The organism is Microbacterium sp. JZ101 (assembly GCF_053903175.1).
Window position 1 is genome coordinate 1724603 of the sequence record NZ_CP096400.1, and the last position, 19294, is coordinate 1743896.

Genomic DNA, 19294 nt, shown 5'->3' on the forward strand with positions numbered 1-19294 from the left:
TCAAGAACCCGCTGGCAAGACGCTGGATCGGTTTGTTATCTGTTCGTGATCTCTGCCTAAGGTGGCCACCTTGAACCGCGAAGGATGGCCGTCGAGTCCGCCCCGAGAGTCCTTCGTTCCCTGAAATCGACAGATTTACCGGTCGGGCGGTCGCTGCACGCGAGGTGCGCGCAGCGAGACGGGGCCGCGGAGTTCAGAGTGCACCCGAACAGGAATACCCGACCCGTCACCCGCACGACCCGACGCCTGCGGGGTGGCTTCGCTGTCGCGGGAGTCGCCGCTGCGGCAGCAGCGGCGACGTTCATCCCGACGGCCGCGAATGCGGCCGACGGCGCCACGTGGGACGCCCTCGCGCAGTGCGAGTCCGGCGGCAACTGGGCGATCGACACCGGCAACGGATACTACGGCGGCCTGCAGTTCTCGATGGAGACGTGGCAGGCGAACGGCGGCACGGGCAACCCGGCCGCTGCGTCGCGCGAGGAGCAGATCCGGGTCGCCGAGAACGTGCTCGCAACACAGGGCTGGGGCGCCTGGCCCACCTGCTCGGCGCAGATCGGCGCGACCGGCGGTGCCGACACGAGCGGCTCGGAGCAGTCGGCGCCCGCGGCACCGGCCGAGAACACCGCGCCGGCCGAGAACTCGGCACCGGCGGAGGAGTCCGCCCCCGCCGAGACTGCTGCGCCGGCGGAGGAGCCGGCAGCGGCCGCTCCCGCCGAGCCGACGTATGACCTCCCGGACGTCGAGCCGTCGGACGAGACCTACACGGTTCAGGCCGGCGACACGCTCTTCGAGATCGCGGAGGCGAACGGCATCGAGAGCGGCTGGCTCGGCATCTTCGCGGTCAACCAGGACATCCTCTCGAACCCGGACCTCATCGAGGTCGACCAGGAGCTCGTGCTGCCTGCGCAGTGAGGTGACCTATCGGAGGCGCGCGGCCCGATGGCCGCGCGCCTCCGGCGTGCTCAGACGGCGAGTGCGCGCGTCCAGATGTCCACGTGCTCCTCGACGAAGGACGTCACGGTTCGCCAATGCCGGCCGTGACCCTCGACATGCATCGTCGCCCACGGCTCGCGCCCGTCCGCATGCGCCTCGGCGAGGAGGCGGTGCATGGCCGCAGCGCGAGCGGCCATCGCCTGGGGCAGCGCGTCGCGCAGATCGGCGTCGGCGCCGTACCCGTCGACGAAGGCGCGGAGGCAGGCGGCCGCCTCGAGCGGCGGCTGCGCGGCGTCGTTGAGCGTGAAGGCCTGAGCCGAGTACGCGAGGTCCCACAGGCGCGTGCTCGGGCCCGCGCCGTCCCAGTCGATGAAAACCCATCGCTCGCCGATGACGAGATTCCAGGGAGCGAGGTCGTTGTGGCAGAGGAGATCCCCGTCCGCTGCCGGGATGAGCACATCCCAGTCGTGCGTGCCATCCATCGGGATGGTCGCGCTCGCGTCGTGGATCTCGCGAACCATGCGACCGACTCGAGCCAGCTCGGAGAGCGTGAGCGGATCGCCTTCGAGCGCGGTCGTGCCTCCGATGTACTCCAGGACCATCCGCCCCCGGTCGTCGCGCGGGAGCGGCCGGGGCGCGTCGACACCCTGCGCGCGGAGCGCGGAGAGGAACGTCGCGATGCGTGCGGAGTTCCGCGTCCAGGGCTTGCGCACCGTGTCTCCGACGCGGACGACGTCGCCGGTTGCGTTGCCGCCCGTGAGCGGCACCTCCGTGCACTCTGTCATGCGATCCCGGTGTCGTGCCGGTAGACGTACACCTCGGTGCCCTGGTGCAGGTCGAGGTCCGTTCGACTGCGCGTGTCCGGGTCGTGGTCGAGGATCTCCTCGAGGCGGGAGAGCATATCGGCGCGCGTGTCCTCATCGGCGGCGCGTGCCGTGCTGACCGTCATCCAGCGGGCGAGGTAGTCGTCACGCGTGATGCGCTCGCTCCACGGGATCCAGGCGGACGTCACGGGGCGGAAACCGGGGAGGGGCGACATCGCGGGCGGGAGGGTCCGCTCGGAGATCTGGTCGGACCATCCTGGATGCAGCACTCGGGCGCAGGCGCGATCCCATGCGCACTCGGGGTCGTAGGTGTTCCACAGGAGGGCCAGCGCACCGCCTGGCCGGAGCACGCGCGCGATCTCGGCGCACGCGAGCGACTCATCGAACCAGTGGAACGCCTGTGCGACCGTCACGAGGTCCTGACTCTGATCGGGCGCGGGGATGTCCTCGGCGGTGCCGACGCGGACGTCGACGGCCGGCAGGATCATGCGCAGCTGGTCGAGCATCGGCTCCGAGGGGTCGACGGCGACCACGCGATCGGCCAGCGGGACGAGCTTGCGGGTGAGCTTTCCCGTCCCCGCGCCCAGATCGAGGACGTCGCCGAGACGCTCCGAGGCGAACACGGCGACCGCGTCGTCCGGGAACCCGGGACGGTAGCGCTCGTATTCGGCGCCCATGTCGAGGAAAGTGCGTGCGAGCTCCGGCTGCATGCTCCTCATGCTAGGTGCGGATGCACGGCGCGGGGGAGTGTGCGGCATAGGCTCGGGGGAGTGCGCCGCATAGGCTCGGGGCGTGAGCGACGGGCGAGACGAGCGGGTGGGACACGCGCTCGAGGGGCTGATGCCGCGATGACCTTGCGCGGCGTGATCTTCGACCTCGACGGCACGCTCCTCGATACGCGGTCGGCGCAGGACGCGGCCGCACGCGCCTGGGCGACGGAGCAGAGACACACCGCCGCGGACGTCGCGGAGCGGTGGCACCTCATCGCCGAGCGCCATTACCGGCGGTACCAGCTGCGTGAGATCGGGTTCGAGGATCAGCGGCGCGAGCGCGTCCGGGAGTTCCTCGGGCTGGAGCTGACCGATGCCGAGGCGTCCGAGCTGTTCTCGACCTACCTCGAGCGGTATGAAGCGGGCTGGCAGCGGTACGCGGACGCCCTTCCCGCTCTGCAGAGAGCGCGTGCGGCCTCATTGCGGATCGTCGTGCTGTCGAACGGCCAGGCGGCCCAGCAGATGCGGAAGCTCGAGCGGTTCGGGCTCGCCGAGGCCATCGATGCGGCCGTGTTCAGCAGCGAGCTTCCGGCCGGCAAGCCTGACCCGCGGGCGTTCCATGCGGCGCTCGGGGCGATCGACGTCGACGCTCGTGACGCGTGGATGGTGGGGGACAACTGGGACGCCGACGTCTGCGGGGCACGAGGTGCGGGGGTGTTCCCGGTGTACCTCGATCGTGAGAACTCGCGGCCGACGACCGAGTGCCGGAGGGTGACGAGTCTCGCCGAGCTCGAGTTCACCTGAGGCATGACGGGCGGGTCAGGCAGCGCTTCAGGAGCGCGAAGCGCCTCCGCCATCGAAGCCGTCCTCCGCACCGAGGGGCTGAACAGACGGGCCGTCTGGCACATTCCAGCGGAAGAGAACCAGGTGCCAGAGAGGCGGCCGCTTTCGTGAAGGGTCGATGAGTCCCTGCGCTCCGGCGGATACGAGGCGGTCTCGAACGTGCCACGACGGCGGCGTCTCGCCGACTTCGACCTTCTCCTGCCATGGGGCTGTCGCGTCAGACGGATCGATGCCGAGTGATTCCATCGCAGAGGTGTTGCGGAGATCGGCGATGCGGGAAGCGGTGACCTCCACGGCCACGATGTCGAGTTGTGCAGCCCGCGCGCCACGGTGCGCGATCATGGCGGCCTCGACGCCTTCGCGGGTAGCGCTGAGGTAGAGCGTCGGCTGGTGGGATCGTGAGTAGCGACCGGGAGCGCGAGAGCCGGCCAGCGCGGCAGCCCGGAATCGGCGGTCGATCGCGCGGTAGAAGATGCCGCGTACGTCAATGAGAACGCTCGTCTCGCCCATCCCCTGATGATCCCATCGGCCGGTACCGGTACGGCTGTGCCCATTGCTACGCTCGGCCAGGTGGATCCACAACTGAACCCGCTGATCCCGGCCTGGACCGACATCGCGTGGTCCTCATGCGTCGCGGCCGCCGTGGTTCTGGCCATCCTCGCACTGGTGTCGATCGCGCGGATGCGGCGACGAGCCCCTGGCTACGGGGATCTCCTGTGGGGTGCGCTCGTCGTCATCGTGCCTGTGTTCGGAGCCATCGCGTGGTTCGTCGTGGGACGACGACGGCACATGCTTCAGCGCTGACTGCCATGATGACGCCATGGAGATGCTGATCCGGCGTCCGCTGCCTGCCGACGCTCCCGTGCTCGCGCGACTGCATGTGCTCACGTGGCGCGAGACGTACGGGCATCTGCTTCCAAGCGACTTCTTCGGTGACGCGCACCTGGAGATGCGTCAGACGATGTGGGAGCGCATCCTCGCGAACCCGCGACCCGAATGGACGGTGCTCACCGCCGCGTTGGGGGATGAGCTCGTCGGCTTCGTCTCCGCCGGACCGGGCAGCGAGAGCGGGACCGACTCCTCTTCACGCCAGCTGTACACGCTCTACGTGCGCTCTCGATGGCACGGTGCAGGGATCGGGCAGGCGCTCTTCGACGCCGCGGTCGGCCACGATGCGTGTGTACTGTGGGTGGCGAAGGAGAACCCGCGAGCCATCGCGTTCTACCGCAAGAACGGGTTCGAGTTCGATGGCCAGGAACAGGCCGATGATGCCGTTCCTGGGATCGTCGAGGCGCGGATGCGCCGCGCGTCGCGGGACGCAACGGGGTGACATCCTCGTCGCGGCGCGACACACTCGTTCCATGACTCCGGTTCCCTGGGTGCTGCACGTCGACATGGACCAGTTCATCGCCGCGGTCGAGGTGCTGCGACGTCCGGAGCTCGCCGGAAAGCCGGTCATCGTCGGCGGGCGGGGCGACCCGACTGAGCGGGCCGTCGTCTCGACGGCCTCGTACGAGGCACGGAAATTCGGAATCGGGTCGGGGATGCCGCTCAAGATCGCGGCGCGAAAGGCGCCCGATGACGCCGTCTTCCTCCCCGTCGACCACGCTGCCTATGAAGCGGCGTCGGAGGAGGTGATGAGCACCCTTCGCGGCCTTCCGGGTGTGGTGCTCGACGTGATCGGATGGGACGAGTGCTTCCTCGGGGTCACGAGCGATGACCCCGAGAGGGTCGCTCGAGAGGCGCAGGCTGCGGTGCTCGAGGCGACATCGCTGCACTGCTCGGTAGGTATCGGCGACAACAAGGTGCGCGCGAAGATCGCAACGGAGTTCGGGAAACCGCGCGGGATGTTCCGACTCACGGCCGAGAACTGGTTCGAGGTGATGGGGGAGAAGCCCACCCGGGACCTCTGGGGCGTCGGACCGAAGGTGCAGAAGCGCCTCGCCGATCACGGCATCGAAACGGTGCGTCAGCTCGCCGATGCGGATCGTCAGGAACTCGTGACGGAGTTCGGTCCGAAGATGGGCGTCTGGTATCACGAGCTCGGGTCGGGGCTCGGTCCAGCGGTGGTCGATGACACGCCCTGGATCGCGCGCAGCCACAGCCGGGAGACGACGTATCAGCACAACCTGACCACGCCGGACGAGGTGGAGTCGGCGTTGCGCGAGCTCGCGGCCGAGGCGTTCGCCGACTGCGAGGCCGAAGGGCGCGCCGTGACCCGTGTGAACCTGAAGGTGCGCTACGCGCCATTCATCACGAAGACGTTCGGCCGGAAGCTGGCAGAGCCGACGCTGGATCGCGACGTCGTCGTCGCCGCGGCGGTTGCGCTCGGTGAGACGCTGGACCACGAGCGCGAGGTGCGCCTTCTCGGCGTGCGCGCTGAGATGGTCATGCCCGAGGGAGGCGACCCCGTCGAGCGGACTCCCGTCCGCGGTCGCATCTGACCCGTCCCGGCACACACGAACCTGCCCCTGAAGTCGGCGTCTCGGCCCGCGGTCAGAAGGGTGGTGGTTCGTCGTCGGGTGGGGTGAAGCGGGCGACGGGTGGTGGGGTGTCGGTGTAGACGTGCCCGTTGGGGGAGGTCCATTCGAGCACGCCGCCTTCTGTCTGGGTGACGGTCCATTGGGTCATCTGCTCGAGCATGTGATGCGTTTCACACAAGTACTCGAGATTCCGGACGTTGGTGGGCCCGCCGCGGGAGTGGGGGTGGGTGTGGTCGATGTCGACGTAGTGCTTGCGGATGGCCTGCCGGCACCCGGGGAACCGGCACCGCTCGTCCCGGGCTTTCAGGAATCGCCGCTGCGCGGTGGTGGGGAATCTCTGGTCGACGGTGAGGAGGGCCCCGGTGTTCGCGTCGGTGAAGGCCCGGTTCCAGATGGTGGCGTCGGCGGCGATCTGCTTGGCGTCGATGATGGGGATGGGTCCTGCTCCGGCGAGGGTGGCGCCTTCGGTTCTGTGGGTGGGGTCGGCGAGCGCGGTGGCGGGGATGGTGATGTGCACGCTCCCGCGGATCGCGCCGAGCCCGACAGGCTTCGGGGCCGGGCCGAACGCCGAAACCGCGCCAGAGCCCGAGCCCGTGCAGGGCGCTGCGCCCGCGCCGGCACCGGCGTCGGCCGTGGCGCCCATCGCGCCGAGTCCGACATCCCCGCCCTTCGCGTCCGCGGCCGCGGCGCCCGTGCCGTCCCTGGTGGCGCCGAGTCCGGCGTCGGTGTCCTTGTCCTTCGCGTCGGCCCCTGCGTCGGGCGTCTGGGGGAAGGTGGCGCCGTAGAGGTGGTCGTGGCCGGTGGGGGTGCCGGTGAGGGTGAGGTCGGTGAAGATGTCCGCCCGGATCTCATCCAGCGAGCGGTCATCCGCGAGCGCGGCCGGGTCGCCGGCGCGGCGGGCGGCGGCGCGGGCGGTGATGACGGTCTTGGCCATCTGGTCGATGCGGTCCATCATCCCGACCCCGAGCACGTTCGCGACCTCCGCGTCGAACGCGCCCATCGCGTCCTCCCCGGGACGGAACCCCACCCGCCGCCTCCGCCTGGCGGCCTTGTGGCGGTCGCTGATCGAGACCGGGTCCAGTTCCTGCGCGATCTTCCGCGCCACCTCCGCCAACGCGGCCGCGGTCATCGGCACCCGGTCCAGCCGCTCCAGCACCCGCACCTCGAACACGCGGCGGGTCTCGTCGTCGTCGATGCGGTCCCCGCACAGCACGATCGTGCGCGCGTGCGGGAGCGACACCGTCCCTTCCGCGAGCCGGTTCCGCACCACCGGGAAGCGGGAGACGAGGACCGTCGCGTCGTTCATCTGCCGCTCCACCGACCGGCCCGGGGTGTGCGTGGCCGCGGCGATCTCCTCCGCGATCGCCCGATGCGCCCACGCCCGCGACGAGCCCCCGGCCGCGACCTGCCGCTCATGCTGCGCCCACGCCACCCGAGACGCCGACGCCAACGCCATCTGACGCGCCGCCTGCGCATGAGCGATCACCCTGTCCGCCGCCCGGATCGCCTCGATCGCCGACTCCACCGCCGCACGCTCCGAAGCCGTCGGGCACGGACCATCCCCTTCACCCCACACAGCCCCATCGCTCATGAAACCAGTGTCCCGCCCACCACCGACATTCGAAGACCCCTACGATCCCGACGGCCACAGAAAAGGTCACAGAACGATAACGACTCTGCCTTGGTGTGACCGAGCGCAAGCGTGGGGCAGGGGAGCGTCAGCGTGTCCGGCGGTAGCGCTCGTAGATCACACGGGAGTCGAACGTGCGCGTCTCGATGAGGTCGAGGGGGAGCGGTTGGGCGAGCGGGGGAAGGAACGGCGGACCACCGCCGACGATGATGGGGTACCGGAAGATCCTGATCTCGTCGATCAGGTCGAGTTCGAAGGCATGAGCGGCGAGATCCGCCCCGCCGATCTCCACGTCCTTGGGTGTGGATTCGGTGACCGCCGCGACCTCCTCGGCCAAGGTGCCCTCAGCGAGTCGGGCGTTCCCTTCGACGCCCTCGAGCGTGTGGCTGAACACGACCTTCGGAAGGGCGGTCCAGACGTCGGCGAAGGCGTTCGCATCAGGAGAGTCGCGGAACGACGGATCGGTCTCCCAGACCCGCATCGTCTCGTACAGGCGACGTCCGAGGAGTGTGGCGCCGAGTTCGCTGACCCGATCGAGGTGGAATCGGAACAGGTCATCGCTCGGCACCGACCAGTCGAACGATCCGAAGCGGTCGGCGATGAACCCATCGACCGACACGCCCATCGAGTAGATCAGCATGCTTGAAGGGTTCCATGGCGCCGAGGAGTGGGCAAGAGCCATTCGCACTTGTCGATGTGCGGCCATCCGCTCGTCATGATCACCGACCCGGCCGCTCGTCGAATCGCACGGGGAGCGACAGGGCCCCGCGCAGCGTGGCCGCATAGGCAGCGCGTGCGTCGTCGCCGACCCAAGATGAATCTCGGTGGCGGAGGTACAGCTCGTCGCCGGCATAGCGGGGGAAGACGTGAACATGCAGATGCCACACGTCCTGGTCGCCGGCGGGTTCGTTGTGCTGCCGGATCGAGGTGCCCTCGGCGCCGTAGGCGAATCGGATCGCGGTCGCCACCTGCTGGGTGAGGTCCCACGCGGCGTGGCCATCCTCTGGCGCGAGGGCGTAGATGCTCTCGACGTGTGCACGCGGCATCACGAGCGCAGAGCCCGCGTTGCCCGGCCACCACTTGGGCGCAATGCGCGCATAGGCCCGCTCGGTCACCGCGACGATGTCGGAGGACCGGTTGTGCTCGTCCTCGATGCCCCGCTGGAGACGACAGAACGGGCACGCGTAGCCGCCGGGCGCGTAGGACGGGGCAGGATGTCCGTTCATGCGCCGGTCCGCGCAGGCACACGGCTCATCGTGTCAGGCGTCCCTGCAGACATCGACGATCAGGCCGCGGGGGCCGCGGAGGTACGCCGCCTCGGTGCCCCAGTCCGTGAGCAGAGGGCCGCGCAGCAGCTCGGCTCCGGCGGCGACAGCGCGCGAGGTGGCCGCGGCCACGTCCTCGACGTAGTGATGCAGGATGACGCCATCCGTCCTGCCCCAGGGCACCATCGCATCGCGAGACAGCATGACCCGGAGCCCTCCCGCGTCGAGCTCACCGAAGTGCGGGCCGTCCGTGAGCACGGTCCATCCGTATGCCTCGGACAGCAGTCTCGTCGCCGCCGGGACGTCGTCCACCTGGATGTCGATCGCTTGCACGCCCATGGCGAGAGGCTATCGTGGCGGGGGTGCGTTGCCGGCGTCCTTCTTCCCGACGCCCTGCGCTGGCTCTGGAGCGACGTGCGCCGGTGAGCGAGCGACCCGCACAGGATCAGTCCTGGATGACCGGATCCTCCAGCTGTGCACGATTCTCGTCCAGCGACTCGGCGTCGCGAGCGAGGAAGCGCCGGAGAATCGCGTCGATGAGAGCACCGACCGCCGTCGCGACGCACACCGCGAGAAGGATGGCGACGAGCGGCTGGTCGTGCAGCCATCGGCCCGCGACGATGCCGAAGAGCGCGGAGTACGCGGCCCACGCGGTTCCGGCCGCGACGGAGAGCGGCACGAAGCGCCGCGCCGGGTAGCCGGTGGCTCCTGCGGTCATGTTCACCGCGATGCGCCCGACCGGGATGTAGCGGGCCGCGAAGATGAGGAGTGCCGCCCGATGCCGCAGGCCGCGGCGAGCCCATCCGATCGCGGCCGCGACGCGAGGGGTGCGCATCCATCGGAAGCGTGTCGTGCCGATCGCTCGCCCGAGCTGATACGCGACGTTGTCGCCGGCGATCGCGCCGAGTGCGGCAGTCGCGATGAGAAGCAGCAGATGCGGCTCGCCGGAAGCGACCGAGATCGTCGCTGCGCCGACGACGACCGTCTCACTGGGCACGGGCGGAAAGAAGCCGTCGATGAAGCACACTCCGAACACCACGAGGTACACCCACGGCGATGCGGCGAGGTCGGTCACCAGCGCGGTGAGGAGGTCGATGAAGTCCATGCAGCCGACGCTATGGATCGGCTTTCGCGAGCGAATCGGTCGAACGGCAGGAGGAGTCCTTACTTTCGTCAGGTCTGCGCGCGACACCCGCTCCCTACGATGAATGCATGCGGCGCATCACCGATCACGTGCGACAGTCGTGGCCGAATGCCCTCGGGGTCGCTCTCCTCGGCGTGGCGGTCGCGACGTCATTGCCGGTGGCACGCTGGGGCGATTCCGCCGTCGTGCTTCTCCTTCTGCCTGCCTCGGTGTGCGCTTACCTCGCCGGTCGTCGCATGCGATCGCTGGCGGCAGCCATCCTCACCATCGCGCTGACGCTCGTCGCGCTCTTGCCGCTCTCGATCATCCTGCCCGGAGGGTCTGCCGGCGATTGGATGGCAGCGTCGCTCATCACCATCCTGACGGCGGTCGGTCCCTGGTGGATCGGGCGATATCGGCGGCTGCGCGCCGAGCAGCGCGAGTCCGACGCGCGGGTGCTGGCCGAGCGCGCCCAGGCCGAGGAGAGGGCTCGCATCGCAGATGACCTGCACGACACCATCGGCCATGAGCTCGCTCTCATCGCGGTCCAGGCGGGTGCGCTCGAGCTCGGCCGGGGACTGGACGAGGCGCAGCGGGAGCGATTCGCTGAGCTCCGGGAAGCGGCGGTGCGTGCGAGCAGTCGGCTTCACGACGTCGTCCGCATGACCCGACCCGCTTCCAGTGGTCGGCTCGAGCCCCTCGGCAAGGACGACATCGCGGCGCTCGTGAATGGGGCGCAGCAGGCCGGCGTTCCCGTCGAGGCGCGCCTCGACTCGGCCGTGCTCGACCGCCTGCACCCCCTGATGATCGAACTCACGGCGCGCACGCTGCGTGAGGGTCTCACGAATGCCTCGCGCCACGCACCCGGAGCGGCCGTCCAGGTGGAGCTCGCTGCGGATGGCGCTGAGCACCTCGACCTGAAGGTGCGGTCGGGCGCGCCATCCCGGCAGGGGACGCAGGGGAGTGGGCACGGGATCCCCAGTCTCCAGCGCCGTGCGGCCCTGCTCGGCGCGTCCGTCGAGGCGGGAGCGGTCGCGAACGGCTTCGAGCTGCGGCTCCGGGCGCCCCTCCGTCCTGAGCCGCGGACGGACACGAACGACCGCGTGTGGGATGCGGCACTGATCTCGAACTCGCAGGAGACCCGCCGACGGATCCTGCAGTCGGCTGTGGTTCCTGCGTCCGTCCTCGGGCTCGCCATCGTCGGCATCCTCGTCGTGCAGGCGGTCACCGTGACTCAGACGGCGATCCCGTCGAGCGTCTACGAGCAGATCGAACTGGGCGTCTCCCGTTCGGAGCTCGCACCCCGCTTGCCCGCGGGCATCCCCGCGCCGCCGCCGATCGTCGTGGAGGAGGACGCGCCACCGAGCGGGGCTCGGTGCGAGTACTTCGCGGCACGCGACGGGTGGCTCCACTTCACCGACGCGGTGTATCGCCTCTGCTTCGAGGACGGCGTGCTCGTCGAGAAGACCCTCCTGGGTGCGTCGTGATCCGCGTCCTCCTTGCGGACGACGAGCCCATGATCCGGGCAGGGGCGCGGGCGATCCTCGAGTCCGACGCTGGAATCGAGGTCGTGTTCGAGGCAGGGGATGGCCGGAGCGCGATCGACGGCGTGCGGCAGCATCGTCCGGACGTCGCGGTCCTCGACATCCGCATGCCGGGCGTGGACGGACTCACCGCGGCCGCGGAGATCGCGCGGGCGGCACCGAGCACGAGGGTCGTGATCCTCACGACCTTCGGCGAGGACGAGTACATCGAGCGCGCGCTGGGCGAGGGCGCGCTGGGCTTCCTCGTCAAGGCCGCTGATCCGCGAGAGCTCATCGCGGGCGTCCGTGCCGTCGCGGACGGGGGAGCCTATCTGTCGCCGACGATCGCCCGAAGGGTCATCGCGCCCTACCGCGGAGGAGAGCGGATGCGCGACGCGGCCGCGCGGGAGGCGCTTGCGGGATTGACCGAGCGGGAGAAGGCGGTGCTCGCGCTGCTCGGCGCGGGGGCGTCGAATGCGGAGATCGGCGCGCAGCTGCATCTCGTCGAGGGAACAGTCAAAGGCCACGTCAGCGCGATCCTCGGGAAGCTCGGCGCGCGCAATCGTGTCGAAGCCGCGGTGATCGCGCATCGCGCGGGGCTGGTCACCGCCGAGTGAGGGGAGCCGCGCGCATCTCGCCGCGGACCATCCCTCAACGCGAACTGACATAATGTGCATTATCGGATGAACCCGCCAGCGAGGCGCCGCCCTCAGACCAGCCACTCGCCATCCGGCATGAGCATCCGTCCGGGGAACTCGTCCACTTCGCGCCAGGACTGGATGCGCGTCGGGCGCAGCACGAGGAACACGTAGCCTGCGAGGCCGCGCGGGTCCCAGTCCGCCTGCGCGGCGTACGCGTGCCCGATGCTCTCGACGTCGTCGACGCCGTGCGTCGCGTCGAGCGACGCGTCGATCAGGACGACATCTCTCGTCTGGCCGACACCGAGCCGCGCGACGCCCGAGGACGCGATATTCCGCGCCGTGAGAGACGAGCCCTCGAGCGCGACGATGATGCGATCGTCCGCCCACGCGATCGACAGCGGCACGAGATGGGGTCGCCCGTCCGGCGACGCCGTCGCCACCCATCCGTCCGCCGCAGGTGCGGTCAGCTGGCGGAGCGCATCGGCCTTGCGCGTCGCGCGGTCGCGCGGCGGCGCGGAGCCACTCATCGCGTCAGTCTGCTTCCGTGACAGCCGGCGCGCCGACGTACTGCGCCAGATGCTCGCCGGTGAGCGTCGACCTCGCGGCGACGAGCTCGGCCGGCGTGCCCTCGAAGACGATGCGCCCGCCGTCGTGACCGGCCCCCGGACCGAGGTCGATGATCCAGTCCGCATGAGCCATCACCGCCTGGTGGTGCTCGATCACGATCACGCTCTTGCCGGCGTCGACGAGCCGATCCAGCAGCCCGAGGAGGTTCTCGACGTCGGCAAGGTGGAGACCCGTCGTCGGCTCGTCGAGCACGTAGACCTCGGCCTTCTCCCCCATCTCGTTCGCGAGCTTGATCCGCTGACGTTCGCCGCCCGACAGCGTCGAGAGCGGCTGGCCGAGCGTCAGGTAGCCGAGACCGACGTCCTCGAGCCTGCCCAGGATGGCCGCGGCAGCGGGGATCCGCGCCTCGCCCTCGGAGAAGAACGCGCGTGCCTCCGCGACGGGAAGGTCGAGCACCTCGGTGATATCGCGCCCGCCGAGCTTGTATTCGAGCACGCCCGCCTGGAACCGCTTGCCACCGCAGTCCTCGCACGGCGTCTCGACGGTCTCCATGAACCCCAGTTCGGTGACGATGACGCCGGCGCCCTTGCATGTCGGGCACGCGCCCTCGGAGTTCGCGCTGAAGAGCGCGGGCTTGACGCCGTTCGCCTTCGCGAAGGCCTTGCGGATGGGATCGAGGAGGCCTGTGTAGGTGGCGGGATTGCTGCGCCGCGATCCGCGGATCGCACCCTGGTCGATCGAGACGACGCCCTCGCGTCGCGCGACCGACCCGTGGATCAGCGAGCTCTTGCCCGACCCCGCGACGCCCGTGACGACCGTGAGGACGCCGAGCGGGACGTCCACGTCGACATCCTGCAGGTTGTTCTCGCTCGCACCGCGCACCTCGATGGCACCCTTCGGCTCTCGAACGCTCGGCTTGATCTGCGCGCGGTCGTCGAGGTGCTTCCCGGTCAGGCTTCCGCTGGCCTTCAGCCCGTCGACCGTCCCCTCGTAGCAGATCGTTCCGCCGGCGCTGCCCGCGCCGGGCCCGAGATCGACGACGCGGTCGGCGATCGCGATGGCCTCGGGTTTGTGCTCCACGACGAGCACCGTGTTCCCCTTGTCGCGCAGCTGCAGCAGGAGTGTGTTCATGCGCTGGATGTCGTGCGGGTGCAGGCCGATCGTCGGCTCGTCGAACACGTACGTGACATCGGTGAGCGCGGAGCCGAGGTGACGCAGCATCTTGATGCGCTGCGCCTCGCCGCCCGACAGCGTGCCGGATGGCCGGTCGAGGCTCAGATAGCCCAGGCCGAGGGTCACGAACGCGTCGAGATTCGCGCCGAGCGCCGCGAGGAGCGGGCCTGCGCCGGGCTTGTCCAGCCCGCGCACCCATTCGGCGAGGTCCGTCACCTGCATGCGGCACGCGTCGGCGATGCTCACGCCGTCGATCTTCGAGCCGCGCGCCGCCTCGGTCAGACGGGTGCCGTCGCACTCCGGGCACGTCGCGAAGGTCGCCACGCGCTGCACGAAGGCGCGGATGTGCGGCTGCAGCGCGTCGATGTCCTTCGAGAGCATCGACTTCGTGATCTTGGGGATGAGCCCCTCGTACGTCATGTTGATGCCGGCGATCTTGACCTTGGTCACCTCGCCGTAGAGGAACGTGTGCCGCTGCTTCTCGGTGAACTGGGCGATCGGCTTGTCCGACGGGTAGAACCCGGACTGCGAGAACCCCTTCACCATCCAACCGTCCGGCGTGTAGCCGGGCACCATGATCGCGCCCTCATCGAGCGACTTCGACTCGTCCACGACCTGGGAGAGGTCGATGTCGGACACCGCTCCCCTCCCCTCGCACCGCGGGCACATGCCGCCGAGGTACACGACGTCCTTGACGATGGTCTTCTCCCCCGTCGCCGACGTCATCACGCCGCTCGCCTTCTGCGTGGGGATGTTGAACGAGAACGCGGTCGGGCCGCCGATGTGCGGCTCCCCGAGCCGGCTGAACAGGATGCGCAGCATCGCGTTCGCGTCGGTGACGGTGCCCACGGTCGAACGCGGATTCGCTCCGAGCCGCTCCTGGTCCACGAGGATGGCCGTCGTGAGCCCCTCCAGGACGTCGACGTCGGGGCGCGGCACCGACGGCATGAACCCCTGCACGAACGCGCTGTAGGTCTCGTCGATGAGGCGGCGCGACTCGGCGGCGATCGTGTCGAACACGAGCGAGCTCTTGCCCGACCCCGAGACGCCCGTGAACACCGTCAGCCGCCGTTTCGGGATCTCGATGCTGACGTTCTTGAGGTTGTTCTCCCGCGCGCCCTGCACGCGGATGACGTCGTGCGTGTCGGCGACGTGAGCGGAGGTGCTGTCGGAGGCTGCGGTCATCGTCTCTCCAGGTCGGCAGAAGGGGCTCGGGGCGGTCAGGGGCGCTGCTGCAGGCGGATCATGTTGCCCGCCGGGTCGCGGAACGCCGCGTCGCGAACGCCGTACGGCTGGTCCATGGGCTCCTGCACGACGTCGACGCCCAGGGCCTCGAGCCGCGCGAACTCGGCGTCGACGTCGGGCGTCGCGAGCAGGAGGCTCGCATACGTGCCCTTGGCGATCATCTCGAGGATGGTGCGGCGCTCGTCATCGGTGATCCCGCTCTCGACGGCGGGCGGGTAGAGCACGATGTTCGTGTCGGGCTGGTCAGCCGGGCCCACGGTGAGCCAGCGCAGCCCCTCGTAGCCCACGTCGTTGCGCACCTCGAAGCCGAGGGCGTCGCGGTAGAAGCCCAGAGCGGCTTCAGGGTCGGTCTGCGGGAGGAAGCTGGAGTGGATCGTGATGGTCATGTCGCTCACGCTATCCGCGGGTCGGATGGTCGCGCTTCTCGATTCCTGATCGGTCGCGTCACGTGCTTGGTGATGAGGGTGGGAACGCCCGCGAGGTCGCCCTCGGACCGTCGCCGGTACTCGCTCGGCGGCATTCCCACGAGCTCGGCGAAGCGCGTGCTGAACGTGCCGAGCGAACCGAAGCCGACCTCGAAGCAGATCTCGGTGACGGTCAGATCGCCGCGTCGCAGGAGCGACATCGCCCTCTCGATCCGCCGCGTCATGAGGTAGGAGTACGGCGACTCCCCGTACGCGAGCTTGAACTGCCGGCTGAGGTGGCCAGCGGACATGCCCACGCCGCGCGCGAGGGCCTCGACGTCGAGTGGCTGGGCGAACTCGCGGTCCATCCGGTCGCGCACCCGGCGGAGGAGGGCGAGGTCCCGAAGCCGGTCTGCGGGGGCGGGTGGGCTCGTCACGTAGGCGATCCTGCCATGCCCCGCCGACGTCGCCGGGTCAGGGGCGCGGCGCGGGCGACCCCCACTTCGGTGCCGGCGGCTCCCATGTCTCGAGGGCGTCGAGCAGCGTGCCCGCGTCGTCCGCCACGATCAGGGTGTCGCGGAACGCGGAGCGGACGAAGCCCTCCGTCGTCATGTGGTCGAGGGCATCGAGCAGCGGGCGCCAGAAGCCGGCGACATCGAGGAGGGCGACCGGCTTGCGGTGGATCCCGAGCTGCAGCCAGGTCCACGCTTCGAAGAGCTCCTCGAGCGTGCCCGCTCCCCCGGGCAGCGCCACGAAGGCGTCGCCGAGCTCGGCCATGCGCAGCTTGCGCGCGTGCATGTCGGGCACGATCTCGAGAGCGGTCAGCCCCGGGTGCGAGATCTCGGCGTCCACGAGGTCCTGGGGCATGACCCCGATCGCCTCTCCGCCCGCCTCGGATGCGGCGTCGGCGACCGTGCCCATGAGCCCGACCCGCCCGCCGCCGTAGACGAGCCCCGTGCCCCGCGCCGCGAGCGCACGGCCGAACGCGGTCGCGGCCTCCGCGTAGTCCGGCCGCACACCCGTCGCCGACCCCAGGAACACCGTCACGCGCTCGATTCCGCTCACCCCGCGAGCCTATCCAGCGCACGGGGCGCATCGCCGCGGGGCGTAGGTTGGAGGGGTGAGAGAGACCCCCGCATGATCGACGTCCTCACCGGCTTCGCGGTCGTCGGCGTGGCGATCCTCACCGGCTACGTCGTCGGGCGCGTCGACCTCCTCGGGCCGCAGGGCCGATTCGTGCTCAGCCGACTCTGCTTCTTCGTGCTGAACCCGTTCCTGCTCTTCACCGTGCTGGCAGAGGCCGATCTCGGCGTGCTGTTCTCGGCTCTGCTGCCCGTCTCCGCGCTCGCGGCCGCGGCGATCTTCATCCTCTACGGCCTCGTCGCCCGGCTCGGCTGGCGTCGCGGCTGGGGCGTCACGGCGGTCGGCGCGCTGGGAGCCGGGTACGTGAACGGCAACAACATCGGCATCCCGATCGCCACCTACGTGCTCGGCGACGCCGCGTACGCCGCGCCCATCCTGCTCCTGCAGCTCCTCGTGTTCACGCCGATCGTGCTCGCCATCCTCGACGGCTCGTCGTCGGGCGAAGCGTCTTTCGGGGCGATCGCGCGGCGGACGCTGCGCAACCCCATGATCATCGGCGCGGCCCTCGGGGTTCTCGTGGCGCTCCTCGACGTCGAGCTCCCGCCCATCGTCATGGACCCGCTGCGGCTCCTCGCGGGCGGAGCCGTGCCCGTGCTCCTCATCAGCTTCGGCATGTCGCTCTACGGCCAGCGCGTGCTCACGCAGGTCGGCACGCGCCGCGACATCGCCCTCGCGACGGTCTGCAAGCTCGCGCTCATGCCGCTCGTGGCATGGGCCATCGGCCGATTCGCCTTCCAGCTCGACGACCACGCGCTGCTCGCGGTGGTCGTGCTCGCCGCGCTCCCCAGCGCGCAGAACGTCTTCAACTACGCGCAGCGCTACGAGGTCGGCGAGGTGGTCGCCCGCGACACCGTGTTCCTCACGACGCTGGGATGCCTGCCGGCTCTGTTCGCGTGCGCTCTGCTTCTGGGCTGAGCGAGCGCTGACGCAGGGCGATCACGCGATCGATCGCGATCCCGAGCACGATCGCGATGCCTGCGCCGATCGCGGCGCCCAGGAGCGGCTGCTCGCGGAGCCAGGTGCCGGCGATGAGGCCGATGCCGACGGAGTACGCCGCCCAGGCGGCCGCCGCGACGAGCGCGAGCGGCACGAAGCGGCGGGGCGGATAGCGCGTCGCGCCGGCGGTCAGGTTCACGGCGACGCGCCCCACGGGGATGTAGCGCGCGATGAGGATGAGCGAGGCGCCGCGCCGATCGAGGCCCGCCTGCGCCCACTCGATCGTCCGCCGCACGCGCCCGATCCGCATCCATCCGAAGCGCTCCGTCCCGATCGCGCGCCCCACGAGGTAGGTGAGCCCGTCGCCGACGAAGGCGCCGCACGCCGCGAGGAGCGCGATGAGCCAGGGCACCGGCTCCCCCGTCGCTGCGCCGATCGCCGCAGCCGACACGATCACCGTCTCGCTCGGGACGGGCGGGAACAGCCCGTCGACCGCGCACACGGCGAACGCGACGAGGTAGATCCAGGGCGAGGTCGCGGTGTCGAGCAGCACCGTGGCGACGAGGTCGAAGAACGCGGTCATGGGGATCCCTCCGGGTCGCTTACGACGCTACGGAGGGGCGTGTGGCGCGTCGTCACCCCGTGGGTGCGTTCCCATCCCCCTGGAGGATGACTCGTGTCCGTCCGGGACGGCCGCGCGAGCGATGCGCGGCCGTCCCGGACGGGCTCGGCTCAGGCAGCGGCGGCCGTGAGAGAGCGGATGGTCTCGCTCCCCTCGGCGAGGACGCGGTAGACCCGCTCGTACCCCTCGGCCATCACCGGCAGATCGAACCGCGTCTCCGCATCGCGGCGGCAGGCCGCGGGATCGAGATCGCCCGCGCGCTGGATCGCCTGCGCGAGGGCGTCGAGGCCGTCGACGACGAACCCGGTCTCGCCGTGCCGGACGATCTCGGGCACGCTGCCGCGCGGCGTCGCGACGACGGGCGTGCCGCACGCGAGCGCTTCGGCCATCACCATGCCGAACGGCTCCTCCCACTGGATCGGGAAGACGAGGCAGGCGGCGCTCGCGAACAGCTCGCGCTTCACGCTCGCGTCCGCCTCGCCCACGTACTCGGCGTCTCGGCCCAGCAGGGGGCGCACGGCGTCGGCGAAGTACTCGCGCTCGGCGGTCTCGTTGAGCTTGCCGGCGAGCACGATGCGACGCCCCGCACGCCGCGCGGCCTCGATGGCGAGATGCGCCCCCTTGTCGGGGCTGAAGCGCCCGATCCAGAGCACGTGATCCTCCTTGTGCGGGCGGAACGGAAAGCTCGGCACGTCGATCGCGTTGTGCACCGTCCCGACCCAGTTCAGATCAGGAGCCTGACGGCGCTGGGCGTCGGAGATCGCGACGAGGTCGACGCTCGACCCGAGCCGGCGGTAGTAGTCGCCGTTGTCACCCGTCACCGGCCCATGCATCGTCACGAGCGTCGGGATGGCGCGCGAGCGGGCGAGCAGGGGCCCCGCCGCGGAGTTGTCGTGGACGATGTCGAGCTCGCGCTCGTCGAGCGAGCGCGCCGCCTCGGCCGCGAGCACGACCTCGGGCATGACGCTCGACCCCAGCAGGTGCGAGGGCGGCTCGTCGTACACCCGCACGTGGCGCTGCGCGCGTGTGCGGCGCTCCCCCGAGGCGACGAGGGTCACCTCGTGTCCGCGGGCGACGAGCTGGTCCACGAGGGCCGCGACGACGGCCTCGGTTCCCCCGTAGCCGCGCGGCGGGAGCTCGAACCACGGCGGCGCGATCATCCCGATCCGCAGCGGGCGCGTGGCCACCTCGTCCTCCGGTGTGCCCTCTCGTTCGACGATCAGCGACAT

Annotated in this window: 23 protein-coding genes; 8 read left to right on the forward strand and 15 right to left on the reverse strand. The window is 70.2% G+C overall.

Going from position 1 to position 19294, the window contains the following annotated elements; genetic code table 11:
* The first annotated feature begins 198 nt into the window (after positions 1 to 198).
* Entirely contained in the window at positions 199 to 912 is a 714-nt protein-coding gene (locus M1D56_RS08010; RefSeq protein ID WP_456285171.1) for a transglycosylase family protein, read from the forward strand.
* Between the two features lie 50 nt (positions 913 to 962).
* Here the strand turns inward: M1D56_RS08010 and M1D56_RS08015 are convergent, their stop codons facing one another.
* Together M1D56_RS08015 and M1D56_RS08020 are read right to left on the reverse strand one after the other, a co-directional pair.
* On the reverse strand, positions 963 to 1718 hold the full coding sequence (locus M1D56_RS08015; RefSeq protein WP_456285172.1) for a phosphotransferase: 756 nt from the start codon (positions 1716 to 1718) through the stop codon (positions 963 to 965).
* Positions 1715 to 2467 (reverse strand): class I SAM-dependent methyltransferase, encoded by a 753-nt coding sequence (locus tag M1D56_RS08020; protein ID WP_456285173.1) that lies wholly within the window; start codon positions 2465 to 2467, stop codon positions 1715 to 1717. The genes M1D56_RS08015 and M1D56_RS08020 overlap by 4 nt, the downstream gene beginning before the upstream one ends.
* 138 nt (positions 2468 to 2605) lie before the next feature.
* Between M1D56_RS08020 and M1D56_RS08025 the strand changes: the two genes are divergently transcribed.
* Positions 2606 to 3271 carry an HAD family hydrolase gene (locus tag M1D56_RS08025; RefSeq protein WP_456285174.1) on the forward strand — a complete coding sequence of 222 codons (666 nt, stop codon included), beginning with the start codon at positions 2606 to 2608 and terminating at the stop codon, positions 3269 to 3271.
* A gap of 27 nt (positions 3272 to 3298) precedes the next feature.
* Here M1D56_RS08025 and M1D56_RS08030 read toward each other — a convergent pair whose 3' ends face one another.
* A complete protein-coding gene (locus M1D56_RS08030) occupies positions 3299 to 3820 on the reverse strand; it encodes an RES domain-containing protein (RefSeq protein WP_456285175.1) in 522 nt (173 codons plus the stop codon).
* A 60-nt stretch (positions 3821 to 3880) separates the two neighbouring features.
* Between M1D56_RS08030 and M1D56_RS08035 the strand changes: the two genes are divergently transcribed.
* Genes M1D56_RS08035 through M1D56_RS08045 form a run of 3 tightly spaced genes read left to right on the forward strand, consistent with a single transcriptional unit; the run spans position 3881 to position 5754 of the window.
* Positions 3881 to 4114: a PLDc N-terminal domain-containing protein gene (locus M1D56_RS08035; protein ID WP_271171838.1), complete on the forward strand. Its 234-nt coding sequence runs from the start codon at positions 3881 to 3883 to the stop codon at positions 4112 to 4114.
* A gap of 16 nt (positions 4115 to 4130) precedes the next feature.
* The gene (locus M1D56_RS08040) at positions 4131 to 4640 is read left to right on the forward strand and encodes a GNAT family N-acetyltransferase (protein WP_282977725.1); all 510 of its coding nucleotides are present in this window, start codon (positions 4131 to 4133) and stop codon (positions 4638 to 4640) included.
* Positions 4641 to 4671: 31 nt separating this feature from the next.
* Entirely contained in the window at positions 4672 to 5754 is a 1083-nt protein-coding gene (locus tag M1D56_RS08045; protein ID WP_456285176.1) for a DNA polymerase IV, read from the forward strand.
* Between the two features lie 52 nt (positions 5755 to 5806).
* Here the strand turns inward: M1D56_RS08045 and M1D56_RS08050 are convergent, their stop codons facing one another.
* From M1D56_RS08050 to M1D56_RS08070, 5 genes are all read right to left on the reverse strand, one after another.
* Positions 5807 to 7384, reverse strand: coding sequence for a DUF222 domain-containing protein (locus M1D56_RS08050; protein ID WP_456285177.1), 1578 nt, complete (start codon positions 7382 to 7384; stop codon positions 5807 to 5809).
* 127 nt (positions 7385 to 7511) lie between these two features.
* Positions 7512 to 8129: a dihydrofolate reductase family protein gene (locus M1D56_RS08055; RefSeq protein ID WP_456285178.1), complete on the reverse strand. Its 618-nt coding sequence runs from the start codon at positions 8127 to 8129 to the stop codon at positions 7512 to 7514.
* Between the two features lie 13 nt (positions 8130 to 8142).
* Positions 8143 to 8649, reverse strand: coding sequence for an HIT family protein (locus tag M1D56_RS08060; protein ID WP_456285179.1), 507 nt, complete (start codon positions 8647 to 8649; stop codon positions 8143 to 8145).
* Between the two features lie 33 nt (positions 8650 to 8682).
* On the reverse strand, positions 8683 to 9027 hold the full coding sequence (locus tag M1D56_RS08065) for a VOC family protein (protein WP_456285180.1): 345 nt from the start codon (positions 9025 to 9027) through the stop codon (positions 8683 to 8685).
* A gap of 106 nt (positions 9028 to 9133) precedes the next feature.
* Positions 9134 to 9793, reverse strand: a complete 660-nt coding sequence (locus M1D56_RS08070) for a DedA family protein (protein ID WP_456285181.1) — start codon at positions 9791 to 9793, stop codon at positions 9134 to 9136.
* Positions 9794 to 9900: 107 nt separating this feature from the next.
* On the opposite strand from M1D56_RS08070, the gene M1D56_RS08075 reads away from it, so the two are divergent.
* Both M1D56_RS08075 and M1D56_RS08080 read left to right on the forward strand, forming a co-directional pair.
* Positions 9901 to 11298 (forward strand): sensor histidine kinase, encoded by a 1398-nt coding sequence (locus M1D56_RS08075; RefSeq protein ID WP_456285182.1) that lies wholly within the window; start codon positions 9901 to 9903, stop codon positions 11296 to 11298.
* Positions 11295 to 11951 (forward strand): response regulator, encoded by a 657-nt coding sequence (locus M1D56_RS08080; RefSeq protein ID WP_421075529.1) that lies wholly within the window; start codon positions 11295 to 11297, stop codon positions 11949 to 11951. Before M1D56_RS08075 ends, M1D56_RS08080 begins: the two co-directional genes overlap by 4 nt.
* A 92-nt stretch (positions 11952 to 12043) precedes the next feature.
* Here the strand turns inward: M1D56_RS08080 and M1D56_RS08085 are convergent, their stop codons facing one another.
* Genes M1D56_RS08085 through M1D56_RS08105 form a run of 5 tightly spaced genes read right to left on the reverse strand, consistent with a single transcriptional unit; the run spans position 12044 to position 16429 of the window.
* Positions 12044 to 12502, reverse strand: coding sequence for a pyridoxamine 5'-phosphate oxidase family protein (locus M1D56_RS08085; protein WP_456285183.1), 459 nt, complete (start codon positions 12500 to 12502; stop codon positions 12044 to 12046).
* A 4-nt stretch (positions 12503 to 12506) separates the two neighbouring features.
* Entirely contained in the window at positions 12507 to 14900 is a 2394-nt protein-coding gene (locus M1D56_RS08090; RefSeq protein WP_282977735.1) for an excinuclease ABC subunit UvrA, read from the reverse strand.
* Positions 14901 to 14935: 35 nt separating this feature from the next.
* The gene (locus tag M1D56_RS08095) at positions 14936 to 15346 is read right to left on the reverse strand and encodes a VOC family protein (RefSeq protein WP_416383266.1); all 411 of its coding nucleotides are present in this window, start codon (positions 15344 to 15346) and stop codon (positions 14936 to 14938) included.
* A 5-nt stretch (positions 15347 to 15351) separates the two neighbouring features.
* Positions 15352 to 15801: a helix-turn-helix transcriptional regulator gene (locus tag M1D56_RS08100; RefSeq protein WP_282977737.1), complete on the reverse strand. Its 450-nt coding sequence runs from the start codon at positions 15799 to 15801 to the stop codon at positions 15352 to 15354.
* Positions 15802 to 15838: 37 nt separating this feature from the next.
* The gene (locus M1D56_RS08105) at positions 15839 to 16429 is read right to left on the reverse strand and encodes an LOG family protein (protein ID WP_456285184.1); all 591 of its coding nucleotides are present in this window, start codon (positions 16427 to 16429) and stop codon (positions 15839 to 15841) included.
* Positions 16430 to 16501: 72 nt separating this feature from the next.
* Between M1D56_RS08105 and M1D56_RS08110 the strand changes: the two genes are divergently transcribed.
* Positions 16502 to 17422, forward strand: coding sequence for an AEC family transporter (locus M1D56_RS08110; RefSeq protein WP_282977739.1), 921 nt, complete (start codon positions 16502 to 16504; stop codon positions 17420 to 17422).
* On the opposite strand, the gene M1D56_RS08115 is transcribed toward M1D56_RS08110, so the two are convergent.
* Positions 17367 to 18026 (reverse strand): DedA family protein, encoded by a 660-nt coding sequence (locus M1D56_RS08115; RefSeq protein WP_456285185.1) that lies wholly within the window; start codon positions 18024 to 18026, stop codon positions 17367 to 17369. The two genes, M1D56_RS08110 and M1D56_RS08115, sit on opposite strands and share 56 nt — an antisense overlap.
* Positions 18027 to 18175: 149 nt before the next feature.
* Positions 18176 to 19294 (reverse strand): glycosyltransferase family 4 protein, encoded by a 1119-nt coding sequence (locus tag M1D56_RS08120; RefSeq protein WP_324011259.1) that lies wholly within the window; start codon positions 19292 to 19294, stop codon positions 18176 to 18178.

Bases quoted from the DNA above. Each gene is read 5' to 3' on its own strand.
- M1D56_RS08015 (WP_456285172.1), bottom strand. From the start codon at position 1,718: ATGACAGAGTGCACGGAGGTGCCGCTCACGGGCGGCAACGCAACCGGC.
- M1D56_RS08020 (WP_456285173.1), bottom strand. From the start codon at position 2,467: ATGCAGCCGGAGCTCGCACGCACTTTCCTCGACATGGGCGCCGAATAC.
- M1D56_RS08025 (WP_456285174.1), top strand. From the start codon at position 2,606: ATGACCTTGCGCGGCGTGATCTTCGACCTCGACGGCACGCTCCTCGAT.
- M1D56_RS08030 (WP_456285175.1), bottom strand. From the start codon at position 3,820: ATGGGCGAGACGAGCGTTCTCATTGACGTACGCGGCATCTTCTACCGC.
- M1D56_RS08040 (WP_282977725.1), top strand. From the start codon at position 4,131: ATGGAGATGCTGATCCGGCGTCCGCTGCCTGCCGACGCTCCCGTGCTC.
- M1D56_RS08045 (WP_456285176.1), top strand. From the start codon at position 4,672: ATGACTCCGGTTCCCTGGGTGCTGCACGTCGACATGGACCAGTTCATC.
- M1D56_RS08050 (WP_456285177.1), bottom strand. From the start codon at position 7,384: ATGAGCGATGGGGCTGTGTGGGGTGAAGGGGATGGTCCGTGCCCGACG.
- M1D56_RS08055 (WP_456285178.1), bottom strand. From the start codon at position 8,129: ATGGCCGCACATCGACAAGTGCGAATGGCTCTTGCCCACTCCTCGGCG.
- M1D56_RS08060 (WP_456285179.1), bottom strand. From the start codon at position 8,649: ATGAACGGACATCCTGCCCCGTCCTACGCGCCCGGCGGCTACGCGTGC.
- M1D56_RS08065 (WP_456285180.1), bottom strand. From the start codon at position 9,027: ATGGGCGTGCAAGCGATCGACATCCAGGTGGACGACGTCCCGGCGGCG.
- M1D56_RS08070 (WP_456285181.1), bottom strand. From the start codon at position 9,793: ATGGACTTCATCGACCTCCTCACCGCGCTGGTGACCGACCTCGCCGCA.
- M1D56_RS08075 (WP_456285182.1), top strand. From the start codon at position 9,901: ATGCGGCGCATCACCGATCACGTGCGACAGTCGTGGCCGAATGCCCTC.
- M1D56_RS08085 (WP_456285183.1), bottom strand. From the start codon at position 12,502: ATGAGTGGCTCCGCGCCGCCGCGCGACCGCGCGACGCGCAAGGCCGAT.
- M1D56_RS08090 (WP_282977735.1), bottom strand. From the start codon at position 14,900: ATGACCGCAGCCTCCGACAGCACCTCCGCTCACGTCGCCGACACGCAC.
- M1D56_RS08095 (WP_416383266.1), bottom strand. From the start codon at position 15,346: ATGACCATCACGATCCACTCCAGCTTCCTCCCGCAGACCGACCCTGAA.
- M1D56_RS08110 (WP_282977739.1), top strand. From the start codon at position 16,502: ATGATCGACGTCCTCACCGGCTTCGCGGTCGTCGGCGTGGCGATCCTC.
- M1D56_RS08115 (WP_456285185.1), bottom strand. From the start codon at position 18,026: ATGACCGCGTTCTTCGACCTCGTCGCCACGGTGCTGCTCGACACCGCG.
- M1D56_RS08120 (WP_324011259.1), bottom strand. From the start codon at position 19,294: ATGTCGCTGATCGTCGAACGAGAGGGCACACCGGAGGACGAGGTGGCC.